Annotated in this window: 13 protein-coding genes; 7 read left to right on the top strand and 6 right to left on the bottom strand. The window is 69.2% G+C overall.

Annotated features, from left to right (window positions below; all coding sequences use genetic code 11):
- Positions 1-174: 174 nt before the first annotated feature.
- The gene (locus NKJ47_RS07950; protein WP_254460936.1) at positions 175-837 is read right to left on the bottom strand and encodes a DUF4349 domain-containing protein; all 663 of its coding nucleotides are present in this window, start codon (positions 835-837) and stop codon (positions 175-177) included.
- A 471-nt stretch (positions 838-1,308) separates the two neighbouring features.
- Here NKJ47_RS07950 and NKJ47_RS07945 point away from each other — a divergent pair, with 471 nt between their 5' ends.
- Positions 1,309-3,123, top strand: coding sequence for a DUF885 domain-containing protein (locus tag NKJ47_RS07945; protein WP_254460935.1), 1,815 nt, complete (start codon positions 1,309-1,311; stop codon positions 3,121-3,123).
- A gap of 636 nt (positions 3,124-3,759) precedes the next feature.
- On the opposite strand, the gene queA is transcribed toward NKJ47_RS07945, so the two are convergent.
- Together queA and NKJ47_RS07935 are read right to left on the bottom strand one after the other, a co-directional pair.
- A complete protein-coding gene (gene queA, locus NKJ47_RS07940; RefSeq protein ID WP_254461374.1) occupies positions 3,760-4,809 on the bottom strand; it encodes a tRNA preQ1(34) S-adenosylmethionine ribosyltransferase-isomerase QueA in 1,050 nt (349 codons plus the stop codon).
- Positions 4,810-4,946: 137 nt separating this feature from the next.
- Complete coding sequence (locus NKJ47_RS07935; RefSeq protein WP_010344072.1) at positions 4,947-5,378, bottom strand: Lrp/AsnC family transcriptional regulator; 432 nt, start codon at positions 5,376-5,378, stop codon at positions 4,947-4,949.
- 128 nt (positions 5,379-5,506) lie between these two features.
- Between NKJ47_RS07935 and NKJ47_RS07930 the strand changes: the two genes are divergently transcribed.
- The 5 genes from NKJ47_RS07930 (at position 5,507) to NKJ47_RS07910 (ending at position 12,925) form a co-directional block, all read left to right on the top strand.
- Positions 5,507-7,003 carry an aminotransferase class III-fold pyridoxal phosphate-dependent enzyme gene (locus NKJ47_RS07930; RefSeq protein WP_254460934.1) on the top strand — a complete coding sequence of 499 codons (1,497 nt, stop codon included), beginning with the start codon at positions 5,507-5,509 and terminating at the stop codon, positions 7,001-7,003.
- A 223-nt stretch (positions 7,004-7,226) separates the two neighbouring features.
- Positions 7,227-8,270, top strand: a complete 1,044-nt coding sequence (locus NKJ47_RS07925) for a hypothetical protein (RefSeq protein WP_254460933.1) — start codon at positions 7,227-7,229, stop codon at positions 8,268-8,270.
- A gap of 541 nt (positions 8,271-8,811) precedes the next feature.
- A complete protein-coding gene (locus NKJ47_RS07920) occupies positions 8,812-11,106 on the top strand; it encodes a catecholate siderophore receptor Fiu (RefSeq protein WP_254460932.1) in 2,295 nt (764 codons plus the stop codon).
- Between the two features lie 63 nt (positions 11,107-11,169).
- On the top strand, positions 11,170-11,862 hold the full coding sequence (locus tag NKJ47_RS07915; RefSeq protein ID WP_254460931.1) for a Fe2+-dependent dioxygenase: 693 nt from the start codon (positions 11,170-11,172) through the stop codon (positions 11,860-11,862).
- 142 nt (positions 11,863-12,004) lie between these two features.
- Positions 12,005-12,925: an FAD:protein FMN transferase gene (locus tag NKJ47_RS07910; RefSeq protein ID WP_254461373.1), complete on the top strand. Its 921-nt coding sequence runs from the start codon at positions 12,005-12,007 to the stop codon at positions 12,923-12,925.
- Positions 12,926-13,762: 837 nt separating this feature from the next.
- Here the strand turns inward: NKJ47_RS07910 and NKJ47_RS07905 are convergent.
- From NKJ47_RS07905 to NKJ47_RS07895, 3 genes are all read right to left on the bottom strand, one after another.
- The gene (locus NKJ47_RS07905) at positions 13,763-14,491 is read right to left on the bottom strand and encodes a response regulator transcription factor (protein WP_343237531.1); all 729 of its coding nucleotides are present in this window, start codon (positions 14,489-14,491) and stop codon (positions 13,763-13,765) included.
- Positions 14,492-14,587: 96 nt separating this feature from the next.
- Positions 14,588-15,196: a HutD/Ves family protein gene (locus tag NKJ47_RS07900; RefSeq protein WP_254461372.1), complete on the bottom strand. Its 609-nt coding sequence runs from the start codon at positions 15,194-15,196 to the stop codon at positions 14,588-14,590.
- Positions 15,197-15,444: 248 nt separating this feature from the next.
- A complete protein-coding gene (locus tag NKJ47_RS07895; RefSeq protein WP_343237530.1) occupies positions 15,445-15,777 on the bottom strand; it encodes a ComEA family DNA-binding protein in 333 nt (110 codons plus the stop codon).
- 204 nt (positions 15,778-15,981) lie between these two features.
- On the opposite strand from NKJ47_RS07895, the gene NKJ47_RS07890 reads away from it, so the two are divergent.
- Positions 15,982-17,472, top strand: a complete 1,491-nt coding sequence (locus NKJ47_RS07890; protein WP_254460928.1) for a M20 family metallopeptidase — start codon at positions 15,982-15,984, stop codon at positions 17,470-17,472.
- Positions 17,473-17,489 lie beyond the last annotated feature (17 nt).

Below are 17,489 nucleotides of genomic sequence, written 5' to 3'. Positions count from 1 at the left end.
CGGTGCCGGCATCGCCAGCCATACCCGTAGGAGCGGCTTCAGCCGCGACCCGGGACCAATGACAGCCCACGGCAGGGGCGGCGCAATTAGCGAGCACGATGCTGCGGCACCTTGCCCTGGCATCGCCCGCCCCCATTCCCGCCCACGCCCATCGGACGGGAACAGCGCTGGCTCCTAGGCCGAGCGCCGCCGCCGTCGGCGCCAGGCGATCAGCCGCCACAGCACGTAGCCGAGCAACGCGAACGGCGCCAGGCCGACCACCGCGCGAATCGCCCAGGCGATCGAGCCGGCGAAGATTTCGCCACTGTCGCGCAGCGCATCGCCGATGTCGCTGCGGCTACGCTCGGCGGTCGGCGCGGCGAAGGTCAGCGTCACCCGCTGCGTATCCAGGCGCCGGCGCTGCTGCGCGGCTTCCTGGCTGGTGGCGAGCAACTGCGTCTCCACGGCGGCCAGCTTCTCCGACAGCGCGATCATGTCGGCCACGCTGAGATCGCGACGTTGCTGGAACTCCTGCAGGCGCCGCTGCTCGGCCTGCAGCCGCTGGCGTTGCGCGTCGTTGTCCTGCACCGCCTGCGCCAGATCCTCGGCATGGGTGGTGCGGCTTTCGATCTGGCCGTCCTGGCCCGCCTGCGCGATCAACGGCTCGACCCCGGCCGGCGCGATCCGCACGCTGAGTTCGCCGCGCGGCCGCTCGCCGCCGCGCTGTTCGACCTGCAACACCGTGCAGGCGCCGAAACTGGCTTTCAGGCAGCCGTCCTGCAGTTGCTTGAGCCGTGCGGGAATCTGCGCCGCCGGCAGCGCCACGCTGACCTCGTGCTCGTAGGCCAGGGACGGCATGACGCGTCCGTCGCCACTCGGCGGGGGCGCCGCGACGACCGCGTCCGCCGCCTGCACCGCGGCCTCCGCCGCACTGGCGGCGCTACTGGCAGCATCGGCGGAATAGCGATCGGCGGCCGGCAACGCAGCGCTCTCGCCGCCGCGGCTGCAGGCCGCGAGCGACGCCAGCAGCGCCAGCGAAGCGCCCCAACGACGCCAGCGCCGGCGCGCAGGCAACAGACTGCGTGCCGCGCCAGCGGGCACGGCGCGCCCTGCGGCGGCGGCAGGCAGTGCAGCGTTAATCGCGACCGCCGCGGTGGCGGCCTTCGGATCGAACGCGAAATCGAACGCGACAGGGTCGCGGTGGCGACGTCCGTTGTCCTGCATTGTGCAGCTCCCGGGTGGCAAAAACCGCAAGGGTAATCCAATGGCAGGGGCGCCGGCAGCCGCGGCGGCGCTACCCTGGCGGATCGACCCACTCCAGGAATCCCGATGCGCCAGCACCTGCTCGCCGCCGCCCTGCTCGCCGCCCTCGCCGGCTGCCAGCAGCAACCTGCCGACGCGCCCGCCGCCAGCAACGCGCCCGCCAAGGCCGCGACGGCATCCGATGCGGCGGCCGACGCCAGCTTCGCCGCGCTGTCCAAGCGCGCGGTGGACACCTGGATGCAGCTGTCTCCGGTCAGCGCCACCCAGACCGGCGACCACCGCTACGACAGCGAACTGGACGACCTCAGCGCGGCCGGACGGCAGAAGAGCCTGGACGCGAGCAAGCAGTTGCTGGCGGAGCTGGACAAGCTCGACGTGAGCAAGCTCTCGCGCGAGAACCAGGTGGACGCGGCGATCCTGCGCAACCAGTTGCAGTCGGACATCTGGAACAGCGAGGTGGCGCAGGGCTGGGCGACCGATCCGCAGGTCTACAACGGACTGGCCGGCGGCGCGATCTACGGGCTGATGGCGCGCGAGTTCGCGCCGCTGCCGGAGCGGCTGAAATCGGCCACCGCGCGCATGGAGAAGATCCCGGCGCTGTTCGCGCAGGCGCGCGCCAACCTGGACCCGGCGCGCGTGTCGGAGATCAGCGCCAAGACCGTGGCCAAGCAGAACCGCGGCATCCTCAGCATCGTCGACAGCTTCATCGTCCCGCATGTCCAGGAACTGCCGCAGGCCGACGCGCAGCGTCTGCAGGCGGCGATCGAGGGCCTGAAGAAGGCCGTGGCCGAGCAGCAGACCTGGCTGGACCAGACCCTGGTGCCCAACGCCAAGGGCGACTTCCGCCTGGGCGCGGAAAAGTACGACCAGAAGCTGAAGTTCGCGCTCAACTCCTCGCTGTCGCGCGCCGACATCAAGCAGCGCGCCGAAGCCGAACTCAAGCGCGTGCGCCAGGACATGTACGGCATCGCCCGCACCGTGCTCAAGGACAAGCCCGGCGCGCCGGCCCTGGTCGATGCGCCCAGCGACGAACAGCAGCAGAAGGCGATCGAAGCGGCGCTGGAGCTGGCCTACGCGCAGCATCCGGCGCGCGACAAGGTGGTCGAGGCCGCCAAGGCCTCGCTGGCCGACGCCACCGCCTTCGTGCGCAAGAAGGACCTGGTGACCCTGCCCGACGCGCCGGTGGACATCATCCTGATGCCCGAATTCCAGCGCGGCGTGGCGGTGGCGTACTGCGACTCGCCCGGCCCGCTCGACAAGAACCTGAAGACCTTCTACGCGGTGTCGCCGATCCCCGACGACTGGACCGCGCAGCAGGCCGACTCGTTCCTGCGCGAATACAACAGCCGCATGATCCATCTGCTGAGCATCCACGAGGGCGTGCCCGGGCATTACGTGGAAGGCTGGCACTCGGCCAAGTTCCCCTCCACGCTGCGCGGCGTGCTGCGCTCGGGCGTGTTCGCCGAGGGCTGGGCGGTGTACACCGAACGGATGATGCAGGAGCAGGGCTACCTGGACAACGATCCGCTGTTCCACCTGGTGCAACTGAAGTTCTACCTGCGCAGCATCGCCAATGCGCTGCTCGACCAGGGCGTGCACGTGGACGGCTGGAGCAAGCAACAGGCGCTGCACCTGATGATCCACGACGCCTTCCAGCAGCAGAGCGAGGCCGAGGGCAAGTGGGTGCGCGCGCAGCTGACCTCGGCGCAGTTGCCGACCTACTTCGTCGGCGTGCAGGAGCACCTGGACCTGCGCAAGGCGATGCAGGACAAGCTCGGCGACAAGTTCAACCTCAAGGCCTACCACGACCAGGTGCTGTCCTACGGCGCGCCGCCGGTGCGGTTCGTGCGCGAGCTGATGCTGGACGAGCCGATCAAGTAGTCGGGATTGGGGAGTCGGGATCGGGGATTGGCAACGGCGGCGGCGCCGAGGCGCCGGGAGAAAAGCTCCCTCGGTTGAGGGGGCTGCCGGAGACGGCGAAAACGGATGACGCCGGAACTGTGTTGCTGCAATTGACGGGACGCAGCGCAGATCGGCCATCTCGCTGCGATCGCGCCGCGACCGCGCCACCCCGGCGCGGGGCCGGCAACGCGAAGGCGTTTTCGCCAGGCGCCGCCGCGGTCGGCGGCGGCGCCTGCACTGCTCGCTCGCCGTAGACCTCGATTTCCGAACAGGCCAACCACGAGGACGGGGTGTGGGCCTCGACCCTCAAATGCTCGGCGGTGCTGCCGTCCAGGGCGATGTACGCCGGCGCCACGTCCGAGTGATCGAGTTCGGTGCAGGATTGTGGATTGTCGAAGGACACCGGCCCGGGGCTGGAGCTGCCGCCGAACACCGCGCCCCAGACGGACGCCGCACGCGGCGCATCAGCGTCCGCGCCTTCGTCGCATCGCCGCGACGGCGGCGGTCAGCGCGTCGGCGTTGGTGTCGACGCACGCGCCAGCGAGCGGGCGACGGCCCGCTGCATCGCAGGCAGCGCGTCGTCCACAAGAACGCGCGGCGGTGCGCGCAACACACTCACCCCGCGTGGCCTGCCGGGGTCTCGCTGCTCCACAGCAGCATCGCATCGCCATAGCTGAAGAAGCGGTAGCGCTGGGCGATGGCGTGGCGATAGGCGGCGAAGATGCGTTCGCGGCCGGCGAAGGCCGAGACCATCATCAGCAGCGTGCTTTCCGGCAGATGGAAATTGGTCACCATCGCGTCAACGCTGCGGATGCGGTAGCCGGGCAGGATGAAGATCTGCGTCTCGCCGGCGAACGGATGCAGTTCGCCGTCCTTGGACGCGCTTTCCAGCGCGCGCACTACCGTGGTCCCGACCGCGATCACGCGGCCGCCGGCCGCGCGCGTGCGCCGCACCTGCTCGACCAGGCTGGCGCCGACGTTGAGCCACTCGCGGTGCATCTGGTGCTGTTCCAGCGCCTCCACCCGCACCGGCTGGAAGGTGCCGGCGCCGACGTGCAGGGTCACATGCCCGACCTCGACGCCGCGCTGCTGCAGCGCCTGCAGCAACGGCGCATCGAAATGCAGTCCGGCGGTCGGCGCGGCGACCGCGCCGGCCTCGCGCGCGAACACGGTCTGGTAGCGCTCGCGGTCGTCCAGCCCAGGCTCGCGGCGGATGTACGGCGGCAACGGCAACCGCCCGGCCTGCTGCAGCCAGTGCTCCAGCGCGCCGTCCACATGGAACTGCAACCGGTAGAACTCGCCATCGCGGCCCAGCACCTCGGCCTCGCCGCCGGCGTCCAGGGCGATGCGCGCCCCGGCCTTGGGCGACTTGCTCACGCCCAACTGCGCCCGCGCGCGCTGGCCGCCGAGCAGCCGCTCGATCAGGATCTCGACCCGACCGCCGGTGCGCTTCTGCCCGAACAGCCGCGCCGGAATCACCCGCGTGTCGTTGAAGATCAGCAGATCGCCGGCACGCAGCAACTCCGGCAGATCGCGGACGTGGCGGTCATCGAAGGGTGCCGGCGCCGGCGGCACCAGCAGCAGCCGGCTGGCCGAGCGCTCGGCCAACGGCGCCTGCGCGATCAGTTCCTCGGGCAGGTCGTAGTGGAAATCGGACTTCTTCAAGGCGCCGGCAAAAATCGGGAATGGGCCGAACATTGTAGCGGCGCCGGGATTGGAGATTCGGGATTGGGGATTGTCCAAGGCATGAAGCGGGATCCAGCTCTTGCCAATCCCCAATCCCCAATCCCGACTCCCAGCCTTCAACGCTCGAACTTGGTGGACAGAATGATCGACGAGGTCGTGCGCTCCACCCCGTCCAGCGCGCCGATGCGATCGGTCAGTTCGTCCATGTCGTTGACCCCCGGCACCACGCCCAGCGCGATCAGGTCGAAGGAGCCGCTGACCGAATGCAGCACGCGCACCGCGTCGATCTCGCGCAGCGCCTTGACCACCGAGGTCATCTTCTTCGGCAGCACGGTGATCAGGATATGCGCGCGGATATGGCCCTGCTCGTAGTCGTCGCGGGTGCGCACGGTGTAGCCGCAGATCACGCCCTCGCGCTCCAGGCGCTCGATCCGGCTCTGCACGGTGGTGCGCGACAGGCCGAGGCGGCGGGCGATCTGCGCGGTGGAGGCGCGCGCGTCCTCGCGCAGCAGCGACAGCAGGGCGTCGTCGGAGGCGGTGATCTTCATGGCCAGGGATTTTCGTCGAATCGACGAAATTGCGTCAATTCCTGCACGGATTCACGCTGCCATTCGACGATCCTGTCCCGATAATAGGGAGGATCGTCGCCAGACAGCCCGCCTTCAGGAGATCTTGCATGACCGTACTCGGCCCGCTCGCCCCGCTCCGTGCCCACGCCGGCGACCGCCTGACCCATGGCCTGGACGACGCCAGCATCGAGCGCCTGGCGGCCTCGCATCCGGCGCTGCGCGCCGCGATCGACGCGGCGGGCGAAGACTATGCACGCATCGCTGCCGAATTCGGCGAGTTGCTGGAACTGGACGAAGCCGAACAGATCCGCCACCTGCAGGCCGGCTTCGTCAATTTCTACGCCGACGACGCGGTCACCCCCTACGTGGCGCTGAGCGCGCGCGGCCCGTGGGTGGTCACGCTGAAGGGCGCCGTGCTGTACGACGCCGGCGGCTACGGCATGCTCGGCTTCGGCCACACCCCGGAGGCGGTGCTGGAGGCGATGGCGCGGCCGCAGGTGATGGCCAACGTGATGACCCCCAACCTGTCGCAGTTGCGCTTCGAGCGCGCGCTGCGCGCGGAGATCGGCCACCGCCGCGGCGGCTGTCCGTATGCACGCTTCATGTGCCTCAACTCCGGTTCCGAAGCGGTGGGCCTGGCCGCGCGCATCGTCGACATCAACGCCAAGCTGCAGACCGACCCGGGCGCGCGCCACGCCGGCGCCAAGATCAAGCGGCTGGTGGTCAAGGGCAGCTTCCACGGCCGCACCGACCGGCCGGGCATGTACTCCGACTCCAGCCGCAAGACCTATCTGCAGCACCTGGCCAGCTACCGCGGCGAGGATTCGCTGATCGCCATCGCGCCCTACGACGTGGAGGCGCTGCGCCGCGCCTTCGCCGAGGCCGAGCAGCACGGCTGGTTCATCGAAGCGGTATTCCTGGAGCCGGTGATGGGCGAAGGCGACCCCGGCCGCGCGCTGCCGCCGGCGTTCTACGCCGCCGCGCGCGAACTGACCCGCAACCACGGCAGCCTGCTGCTGGTCGACTCGATCCAGGCCGGCCTGCGCGCGCACGGCGTGCTCTCGGTGGTGGACTATCCCGGCTTCGAGCAACTGGACCCGCCGGACCTGGAAACCTACTCCAAGGCGCTCAACGCCGCACAGTACCCGCTGTCGGTGCTGGCGGTGACCGAGCACGCGGCGCAGGTGTACCGCAAGGGCACCTACGGCAACACCATGACCAGCAACCCGCGCGCGCTGGACGTGGCCACCGCCACCCTGGCGCAGCTGACCCCGCAGGTGCGCGCCAACATCCGCGAGCGCGGCGCCGAGGCGGTGCAGAAGCTGGAAAAGCTCAAGGCCGAGCTCGGCGGCGCCATCACCCAGGTGCAGGGCACCGGCCTGCTGTTCTCCTGCGCGCTGGCCCCGCAGTACAAGTGCTACGGCGCCGGTTCGACCGAGGAGTGGCTGCGCCAGCACGGCGTCAACGTGATCCACGGCGGCGAGAACTCGCTGCGCTTCACCCCGCACTTCGCGATGGACAGCGAAGAGCTGGACCTGCTGGTCGGGCTGATCGGCCGCGCCCTGCGCGAAGGCCCACGCTTGGCGCAGGCCGCGGCGGCCTGAGTTCGCTCGACGCTGCAAGCATCGCGGCACCACGGCGCGGCAGCATGGGGAAGGCGATTCGCTCGCCCCCAATGCAAGCGCATGCGCGACCGCCATGCGCTTGTTTCGCGGCGTTCGCGAACCATGACAATCGCAAGCCATCCGCGTATCGAATTGGCTGGTTCGCCAGCCTTCGCTTGCGCCGATTCACCTATACTGATTCGACTCAGCGACGGTCCAGCGAATGCGCACTCCTCTTCTCCTTTCCATTGGCGTGCTCTTCGCGGCCGCTCATCCCATGGCGTACGCCGCTGCTTTTTCCGAAGGCGAACTGCTATTCGACCAGCCCGGGTGGGACTACTCCCCCAGCTCGCTCATCGATCTGGATGGAAAAGAGAAAGTGTGGTGGTGCGGCCATCTGAATGGCCATGACGTCGTCAAGTACCGCGAGCGCACGGGAACGGGCAGTTGGAGCGCTCCCGTGATTGTCCTTCAAGCCAATCAGTTCTTGCGCGGTGCACGCCCGCTCACCTGGGAGGGCGTCCACACCTGCGACCCCACGGTGACCCGTGGACATTGGAATTACCAAGGCCAGGACTACAGCTACGTGATGTACTACACCACGGAGCGGCCTGGCAGCAACGGCATCGACAATCGCATCGCCGTGGCGTTTTCGAACGATGGAATCAACTGGAAGAAGCACGACGCGCCCGTGATCCATGACGGCGATCCCGGCACCTATGGCACAGGACAATCCGTTGCCTGGAGCGCGGACGGCGCAGCCGGCATCAGAACCGTCTACACCTATGTGGATGGCAACGGCGACATCAGTTATTTCTACCGGGAGTCGCCGGACGCAATCAACTTCGGCGAGAAGCGGAAGCTCAGCCAGAACGGCCTCACCTTGAACGGGCAAAGCGGCATCTCGCATGCCAAGCCCGCGCTCGGCTTTGCGCCAGGATCCTACAACGGGCACTATTTTTATTACATGGCCAGCGTCTGCGAGGCCCATCTGGACTCCAGCTATGGCCCCGCCTATCCAGAGTGGGGTACGGCAAAGGGCGTGTGCGTTTATCGCGCGGAAGGAGAGGACGCGTTTACCGGCACCTGGACCAAGGTGTTGGACAGCGCGCACATCAAACCGGTGGAAGTCGAACCCGGCTTTCTGACCAACATTTACGGCAGCCTGGACGGAATCCTGCCCACGATTTCCATTCGCTATGGGTGCAGCGGATCCGGCGATCCGAACACCTGGGAGATCTGCTGGTCCGAGGGAAAACTCGATTAGCGCTTTCTCGCCTTGACCGCGCCTGGGTCGCGGTGATCGACCCGATGGCGCGTCATGCCGGCCTCTTCCGGCCACACCGCGTCGCCTGCGCGCGTTTCGCCCCGACACCCCTGCGTACTCCGACGCCGGTGGTGTCGGCGGCCATCCTCGCGGCCACGCACCATCCTGCGGGGTTCGCATCTTGGCCCCGCCCCCGCTGTCGAGCGTAGGACCAACATCGCCACGGACATCCTGTCCGGCTCGCCCCTCCGGTAGCGCTCCAGACGCCGTCCGAACCCGAACCCGGCCCCCGCTCAACCGACCGGCAGCGGACACCTTTTCGGGCATCAACGGCCATGCGGCAATGAGATCGCCGGTACAAAACGACAAAGATATTGCAAACAATTCGCATTTGCATGGAAAATGAACGGACTGCCCGCATCGCTCTCGCGGCAGACACCCTTTCGCACTGCCGCCCGATCCCGGCGCCGCGCCCGCTCCCACTGAGGGACGGTCGGTGTCTGCGGCCGGGGCGTCATCCATCCTGCAAACCGAACCGCCCATGACCTCCTCGATCAAGCGCCGCAAACATCCCGTGACCCGCCAGGCCGCGGCACCGACCCTCACCACCGCCATGCTGCTCGGCGGCCTGAGCCTGCTCTCCTCCGCGCACGCCGCGACGGCCGACCAGCCCACCACCCTCGACCAGGTCGACGTACAGGCCCAGCGCGCCAAGCGCTACCTGGTGGAAGTGCCGGATTCGCCGAAGTTCACCCAGCCGCTGATCGACACCCCGCAGACCCTCAACATCATCGGCAAGGACCTGTTCAACGAGCAGGGCGCGACCACCCTGACCGAGGCGCTGCGCAACAGCCCGGGGGTCGGCACGTTCTATGTCGGCGAGAACGGCAACACCAGCACCGGCGACGCGATCTACATGCGCGGCTTCGACAGCTCCAGCAGCATCTTCGTCGATGGGCTGCGCGACCTCGGCTCGATCTCCCGCGACGTGTTCAATATCGAACAGATCGAGGTCGAGAAAGGCCCGGCCGGCACCGACAACGGCCGCAGCGCGCCGACCGGCGCGATCAACCTGGTGACCAAGCAGGCGCACCTGGACGACGCCACCAGCGCCACGCTGTCCGGCGGCGACCACGGCCAGCGTCGCGCGACCGCGGACTGGAACCAGAGCCTGGGCGCCAGCAGCGCGCTGCGCATCAACGCGATGGGCCAGGACAGCGACGCCATCGGCCGCGACCATGTCGCCAACAAGCGCTGGGGCCTGGCCTCGTCGCTGGCCTTCGGCCTGGGCACCGACACGCGCTACCTGCTCGACCTGCTGTACGTGAAGCAGGACAACGTGCCCGACGGCGGCGTGCCGACCATCGGCCTGCCCGGCTACAGCTCGCCGGATCCCACGCGGCCGTGGCTCGGCGCCGCCGCACGCGTGGACAGCGCCAACTTCTACGGCACCCGCGCCGACCACGACGACGTGACCGCGAAGATGGCCACCTTCCGCATCGAACACGACGTGTCCGACGCGGTCAAGCTGACCAACACCGCGCGCTGGGGCCGCAACGAACAGGATTACCTGCTGTTCGCGTTCATGCCCAACGCCGCCAACCTGCGCACGCCGAATCCGGCCGATCCGACGACCTGGACGGTGGCGCGCAGCCTGCCGACCTTCAAGGACCAGCAGTACACCCTGCTCGCCGACCAGTTGAACCTGCGCGTGGACTTCGCCACCGGCGCGGTGCGGCACAACCTCAGCACCGGCGTGGAAGTCTCGCGCGAGGAGCTGCGCAGCTGGGGGCACAATCTCGTCGACCGTGCCGCGTGGCTGGCGGCCAATCCGGCCAACCTGTACGCGCCGGACTGGAACACCACGCCGCTACGCAGCGCACGCAACGGCGCGCGCAGCCACGGCACCACCACCACCTACTCGGCCTATGCCTTCGACACGCTGAAGTTCGGCGACAGTTTCCTGGTCACCGCCGGGGTGCGCGCGGACCACTACAAGACCGACTTCGACAGCCTGGTATGCAGTTCGGCCACCTCCACCGCCGCGCCCTGCACCACCGTGGTCGGCCTGGACACCGACATCGCCGACACGCTGTTCAGCTGGAAACTCGGCGCGGTCTACAAGGCCAACGAGGACGTCAGCGTCTACGCCAACTTCGCCACCTCGCAGCAGCCGCCCGGCGGCAGCACGCTGGAACTGAGCGCGTCGGCCAACAACGCCAACAACCCGCGTTTCGATCCGCAGAAGGCCAGGACCGCCGAGGTCGGCACGAAGTGGAACTTCCTCGACGATGCGCTGTTCGCGACCCTGGCGCTGTTCCGCACCGACGTGAACAACGAGATCGTGCAGGGCAGCGACGGGCTGTACTACCAGAGCGGCGAGAAGCGCGTGCAGGGCATCGAACTGTCGGCGGTCGGCAAGCTGACCGAGCGCTGGTCGCTGTCCAGCGGCTACACCAAGCTGGATGCGCGGGTGCGGCAAGGCACCACGGTCTCGCAGGACGGCAGCCAGGACCTGGCCTACACCCCGGACAGCGCGTTCACCGCCTGGAGCACCTACACCCTGCCGTTCGGGCTGACCATCGGCGGTGGCGTGCGCTATTCGGGCGAGATGAAGCGCGGCCGCGACGGCGCGGTCGGCACCCCGGCGTTCGTGAAGTCGTACACGGTGTGGGACGCGGTGCTGAGCTACCCGGTCAACGACCATGTGGCGCTGCGTCTGAACGCCTACAACCTGTTCGACAAGGATTACGTCTCCGCCATCAACAAGAGCGGCTTCCGCTACACGCCCGGCGCGCCGCGCTCGGTGCTGCTGACCGCCGAAGTCCGGTTCTGACCGGTCGCCTCTGCCAATGCGCGGTGGACGCTCTATCCTGGGCGTCCACCGCCGGAGCGCACCATGCTGCTGCACATTCCCGACATCCTCACGGCCGATGAGGTCGCGCAGTTCCGCCAGGCGCTGGCCTCGGCCGACTGGGTGGACGGCCGCGAGACCGTCGGCGCGCAAGGCGCGCAGGTCAAGCGCAACCTGCAACTGGCCGACGCGTCCGCGCTGAAGCAGGAACTCGGCCAGGCGGTGCTGAGCGCGCTGGCGCGCAGCCCGCTGTACTTCGCCGCGGCGCTGCCGCTGCGCACCATCCCGCCCCGCTTCAACCGCTACGCCGGCGGCGGCAGCTACGGCCTGCACGTCGATGGCGCGGTGATGACCCAGGCGGCCACGGCCGCGCAACCGGCGCTGACCGTGCGCAGCGACCTGTCCTGCACCCTGTTCCTGAGCGCGCCGGAGGAGTACGACGGCGGCGAGTTGCTGATCCACGACACCTACGGCGAGCACGAGGTCAAGTTGCCGGCGGGCGACCTGATCCTGTATCCGTCCAGCAGCCTGCACCGGGTGGCGCCGGTGACCCGCGGTGCGCGGCTGGCTTCGTTCTTCTGGGTGCAGAGCCTGGTGCGCGATGCCGCCCGGCGGCAGACCCTGTTCGACCTGGACACCGCGATCCAGGCGCTGACCGCCAGCGGCGCCGACGCGGCGGCGCTGCTGCGCCTGACCAACGTCTACCACAACCTGCTGCGCGACTGGTCGGAGACCTGAGCGTGCGCGGCGACGCGGTCCCCAGCGGCAGGGCCGGACGCTCCGGCGGTGTCGCGGCACCGCGGCGCCAGGTCGACGCATGACCCACCTCGCCACCGGGCGCGCGTCCAGCGGCGGCATCGCCACGCTGCAAGGCCACAGCATGGGCACGCGCTGGAGCGCCAAGCTGGTGCCGCGGCGCGACCACGACCTGCCGGCGCTGCGGGATGCGATCCAGGCCCAGCTCGATCTGGTCGTCGCGCAGATGAGCACCTGGGATGCGCAGTCGGACCTGAGCCGCTACAACCGGGCCGACGCCGGCACCTGGCACGCGTTGCCCGCCGCGCTGGACACGGTGCTGCGCTGTGCGTTGGAAGTGGCGCAGCGCAGCGGCGGCGCCTTCGACCCCAGCATTGGCGCCGTGGTCGGCCTGTGGGGGTTCGGCGCCGAGGCCGGACCGCAGCGCGTGCCCGACGCGGTCGCACTGCAACGGGCCCGCGCCGCCGGCGACTGGCGCCGGCTGCGCGTCGACGGCGCCGGCCGCTGGCCGCAGCCCGGCGGCTTGCGCCTGGATCTGTCGGCGATCGCCAAGGGCTACGGCGTCGACCTGGCGGTGGCGGCGCTACGCGCGCACGGCGTGGAGAGCGCGCTGGTGGAGGTCGGCGGCGATCTGTATGGCTACGGTCGCAAGCCGGACGGGCACGCGTGGCGGGTGCTGATCGAGGCAACTCCGGAAGCGCAGGTGCCTGCCGATGCAGCGCCGCGCGCGCTCGCAGTCGACGGCCTCGCGGTGGCGACCTCCGGCGACCGCTGGCACCACTTCGACCAGGACGGCCGGCGCTACGGCCACCTGCTGGATCCACGCAGCGGCCAGCCGATCGCGGCGACGCTGGCCGCGGTCACCGTGGCGGCCGCCGACACCATGCGCGCCGATGCCTGGGCCACCGCGCTCGGCGTGCTTGGCGTCGACGCCGGGCTGGCCTGCGCCGAGCGCGAATCGCTGGCGGTGCGCTTCGTGCTGCGCCACGGCGGCGGCATGCAGGAACGGCACAGCAGCGCCTTCGCGGCGTTGGCGGACGCCTGAGCGCGGCACGCTGCTCCGGATTCCGCGGTGGCGCAGACCAGCAGCGCAACGGGCGAGGCGCGCGCGGGCTTGGGGAGGACGCCGCGGCCGAACCGCCGCTGCCCGCCGGCGGCATGGGCAAGAAGCGGCCAGGCCCGGACTCGGCGCGAGACCGGACGCCTGCAAAGGCAGGCAAGCGCGACCACTACGATGACGTCGTCCGCAAGGCTGCAGCGTGCGCCCCGCTCCCCCGCTTCCCCGCGCCTGCACCTGCACACCTGCACACCTGCACACCTGCAAGCGAGCCTGGCATTGCAGCTGCACGCCGGGAAGCGCGAACGGACCAGGGCGACAGCAGGGTGTCTCGAGTAACGGCAAGAGGCGCACGCGGAGCAGGCTGTTGTCCCCATTGTGGGATCAGCAGCCTCGACCAGGCGTTCCCGGCAAGGCTGTCGCGGCTGAAGCTGAAGCCGCTCCTACGTGACAGCGTCATGCATGGCGAACGCAATTTGTCAGGGGTCCCCAGCAGGCGGCGCCTGGTCGGGCACTGCCTCGTCCACGCCCCATTTGAATCACGCGCGACCGGCACGCGCCAGGACGCTCGGCAGAAGGCCCACACGGCGCCGGACATTCCCGCGCCACCATGCGGGTGCAGGAGCCATTTCAGGGCACCCCTGACAACGCCGGGACATGTCGTGTAGGGGCGGCTTGAGCCGAGACGGGCTTGACCGGGAGCGCCCCGCGGCTGAAGCCGCTCCCACAGGGAAAGCGGCATCCGGCGCGAGTGGGACGGAAGCAGGCGATCAGAAGAACCCTTCAGCCGCGACAGACAGTGCAGGCGCATCGCGCCATCGCACCTCAGCGCGTGGCCGGCAATCCCATGCGCTGCAGTTCGAACACATACCCTTTGCCGCGCACCGTACGGATCCATTGCGGCACCAGCGGATCGTCGCCGAGCTTCTGGCGCAGCCGCGACACCTGCAGATCGATGCCGCGGCTGCCCGCCGACGCGCTGGTCTCGCCGTCGCCCAGCGCGGCACGCAAGGTCTCGCGGGTAAGCACCTCGCCGGGCTGTTCGAGGAACACCGCCATCAGCCGCAGTTCGCCGGGCGACAGCGGAATGGTCCGCCCGTCCGGCGCCACCGCCTGGTGACGCGCGGCGTCGACCTGCCAGCCGCCATGCGCCGCCGGCGGCGGCTGCGGCGCCCGCACCCGGCGCAACACCGCGTTGAGCCGCGCCACCAGTTCGCGCAGGTCGGGCGGCCGCACCAGGAAGTCGTCCGCGCCCAGGTCGAGCCCGATCACCCGATCCACCGGCTCGGCGCGATCGGCCATCATCACGATGGCGATGTCGCCGCGATCGCGCAGGTGCCGGCACAGGCGCAGGCCCTCGGCGCCATCGAGGCCGGCATCGAGCACCACCGCGTCGTAATGCCCGGCCGCCAGTTGCGCCTGCAGGTGCGGCGCACTGTCGGCGTCGTGCGCCTGCAGGTTGAAGCAGGCCAGGTAATCGCGGATCCGGTCGCGCAAGGCCGGGTCCGCGTCCGCTACCAGGATTTTCGCCAACCACCTGTTGTCCGAGAGCACCTGTCGGCTTCCGCTGTCCGGCCCGGGTGGCCGCGTTCGCGCATTGGACGCGGTCGGCGCCGACGCCGCAAGACCCGCGCGCGTGGGCGCGCAGGCTCAGTCCGCGGGCGTCGGCACGGCCTCGATGCGCATCGCCAGCAGCGCTCCACCCCCGCTCAAAGCAAAGCGGCGCCTGGCGTCGGCGGACAGCCAGGCACTGTCGCCAGCCGCCAATGGCGGCAGTCCGCTGGCCGCATCGAACTGCGCTTGCCCTGCCAGAAGATGAACGGCCCAGGCGACGCCGGGTTCGGCGAAGAACAGCATCGGCCCGACCAGCGGCCGGTGCAGCAGTTGCGTGCGCAGCCGGTCGCGTCGCCACATGAGGTTGAAATCGTGGGTCGGCCCGTCCAGCAACTCGCCGCGCAGCGGCCGCTCGCCGGCAAAGCGCAGGCGCGCGCAAGGCTCCTGCAGCACCTGCTCCTCGCCGTCGTCGAAACGCAGGCGCACGCCGTTGCCGCGCAGCAGGACCAGTTCGCGGTCGATACCAGGGAAGGCGGAGAAGACGGCGTCCTGCTCGATCTCGGCGATGGACAGGCGCATCAGCCAATCCTCGCCAGCGGCCGGCAAGCGCAGGATCTCCCGGGTCCAGCCCAGGCCGTTGCGCCAGCGTTCGCGGCGATACGCGTTGGCGGGAATCACCCGCGCGGGCAGCGTGCACCAGTCCATGCGCGCATTCTGCACGATCGTGGCAACGCTGCACGATCGCGGCAACGACGCCTGTCCTTGGCCGGCCTGGATCCGCCACCACGATGCGCCATCGCCCCAAAAAAACATCGCCCGGCTGCACGTCACTGTGCAACGCCGGGCGACGATGTACCTCCTTGTCGGCGTCCTGCCTTCCCCCTTCGCATCCTGCTCAGTGAGGCTGCGGCCGCGCGTCCAGCGCCGGCCCTATCCTTTCGTTGCAAATCCCTTTAACGCCTTTCCACCGGCTTGGCAGCTGCCTGCTTGGCGGCTGTCGGCGCGGGTGCCTTCGTGGCGCCCACTTCGATCCGGTCGCGGTTCCGTTCGACCGTCTTGAGTCCGATGCCTTTCACCAGTGCCAGTTCCTCGGCGCTCTTGAAAGGTCCGTGCGCCTGCCGGTAGTCGACGATCGCCTGAGCCTTGGAGGCTCCTACATTCGCCAACACCTGGTCGATTTCCTCCGCTCCAGCGGAGTTGATGTTGACCTTGTCCGCGGCGAGCGCGGAACCGGACAGCATCAGGGCTACGACCAGCGACTTCAGGATCACGATAAAAGACTGCATGGCAACGCTCCTTGTGACTTGGATGGGGACTTCGCCGGCCTTTCCTGCCGGCGTGGTCAGCATCGCTCGCCACATGGGTACAGCCTATCGTCGGAGCGCGTCACAAACAGCAGGTAAACGGCGCGTTGCCGTGTAGGAAAAACCCTACACGGGCACCGGGCGTAGAATGGCTGCACACGTGTGCAATCACCCCGGAGTTTTTTCATGGATAGTGCCAAGATCGACCGTTTCCTGAGCGAAAAGTGGGACGACGACATCGTCCCGCAACTGGTCGATTACATCCGCATCCCCAACAAATCGCCGATGTTCGACGCCGATTGGGTCGCGCACGGCTACATGGCCGATGCGGTGGCGCTGATGGAGCGCTGGGCGCGGGCGCAGGCCATCCCCGGCCTGCAGGTGGAGGTGGTGCAACTGGAAGGCCGCACCCCGTTGATCTACCTGGAGGTGCCAGCCAGCAGCGAGGCGACCGGCGAGGACACCGTGCTGCTGTACGGTCACCTGGACAAGCAGCCGGAAATGACCGGCTGGGACGCCGACCTGGGTCCGTGGACGCCGGTGCTCAAGGGCGACCGCCTGTACGGCCGCGGCGGCGCCGACGACGGCTATGCCCTGTTCGGTTCGCTGGCGGCGATCCAGGCGCTGCAGGACCAGGGCATCCCGCACGCGCGCTGCGTGGTGTTGATCGAAGCCTGCGAGGAATCGGGCAGCTACGACCTGCCCGCCTATGTCGACCACCTGGCGGCGCGGATCGGCAAGCCGTCGCTGGTGGTGTGCCTGGATTCGGGCTGCGGCAACTACGAACAGCTGTGGTGCACGACCTCGCTGCGCGGCCTGGCCGGCGGCAACTTCAGCGTCAAGGTGCTCAGCGAAGGCGTGCATTCGGGCGATGCCTCCGGCGTGGTGCCGTCGAGCTTCCGCATCCTGCGCGACCTGCTGTCGCGGCTGGAGGACGAGGCCACCGGCAAGATCAAGGTCGACGGCCTGTACGCTGACATCCCGGAGGAGCGGCTGGCGCAGGCGCGCAAGGTCGCCGAGGTGCTGGGTGACGAGGTCTACAACAAGTTCCCGTTCCTGCCCGGCATGCGGCCGATGCACGAGGATCTGCCGGAGCTGGTGCTCAACCGCACCTGGCGCCCGGCGCTGTCGGTGACCGGTGCCGACGGGCTGCCGCCGCTGGCCTCGGCCGGCAACGTGCTGCGCCCGGAGACCGCGGTGAAGCTGTCGCTGCGCCTGCCGCCGACGCTGGATGGCAAGCGCGCCGGCGAGTTGCTGAAGGAGGTGCTGCTGCGCGACCCGCCGTATGGCGCCGAGGTGTCGCTGGCGCTGGAGAAGTCCTCTTCCGGCTGGAACGCGCCGGCGCAGTCGCCGTGGCTGACCGATGCGATCGAATCGGCCTCGCAGGCCGCATTCGGCAAGCCGGCGATGTACATGGGCGAAGGCGGCTCGATCCCGTTCATGGGCATGCTCGGCGAGAAGTTCCCCGGCGCGCAGTTCATGATCACCGGCGTGCTCGGCCCGCATTCCAACGCGCACGGCCCCAACGAGTTCCTGCACATCCCGATGGGCAAGCGGGTCACCGCCTGCGTGTCGCGGGTGATCGCGGCCCACCATGCCGCCAGCCTGCGCGGCGAGACCACCGGCAGCGCGGCGGTGGCCGGCGGCGAGCAGCATGGCGGGCATGGCTGCTGTTGAGGGGCCGGGAGTCGGGA

It is taken from the genome of Xanthomonas sacchari (assembly GCF_024266585.1).
GTDB lineage: Bacteria > Pseudomonadota > Gammaproteobacteria > Xanthomonadales > Xanthomonadaceae > Xanthomonas_A > Xanthomonas_A sacchari_C.
This window is presented reverse-complemented; position numbering and strand designations above follow the sequence as displayed.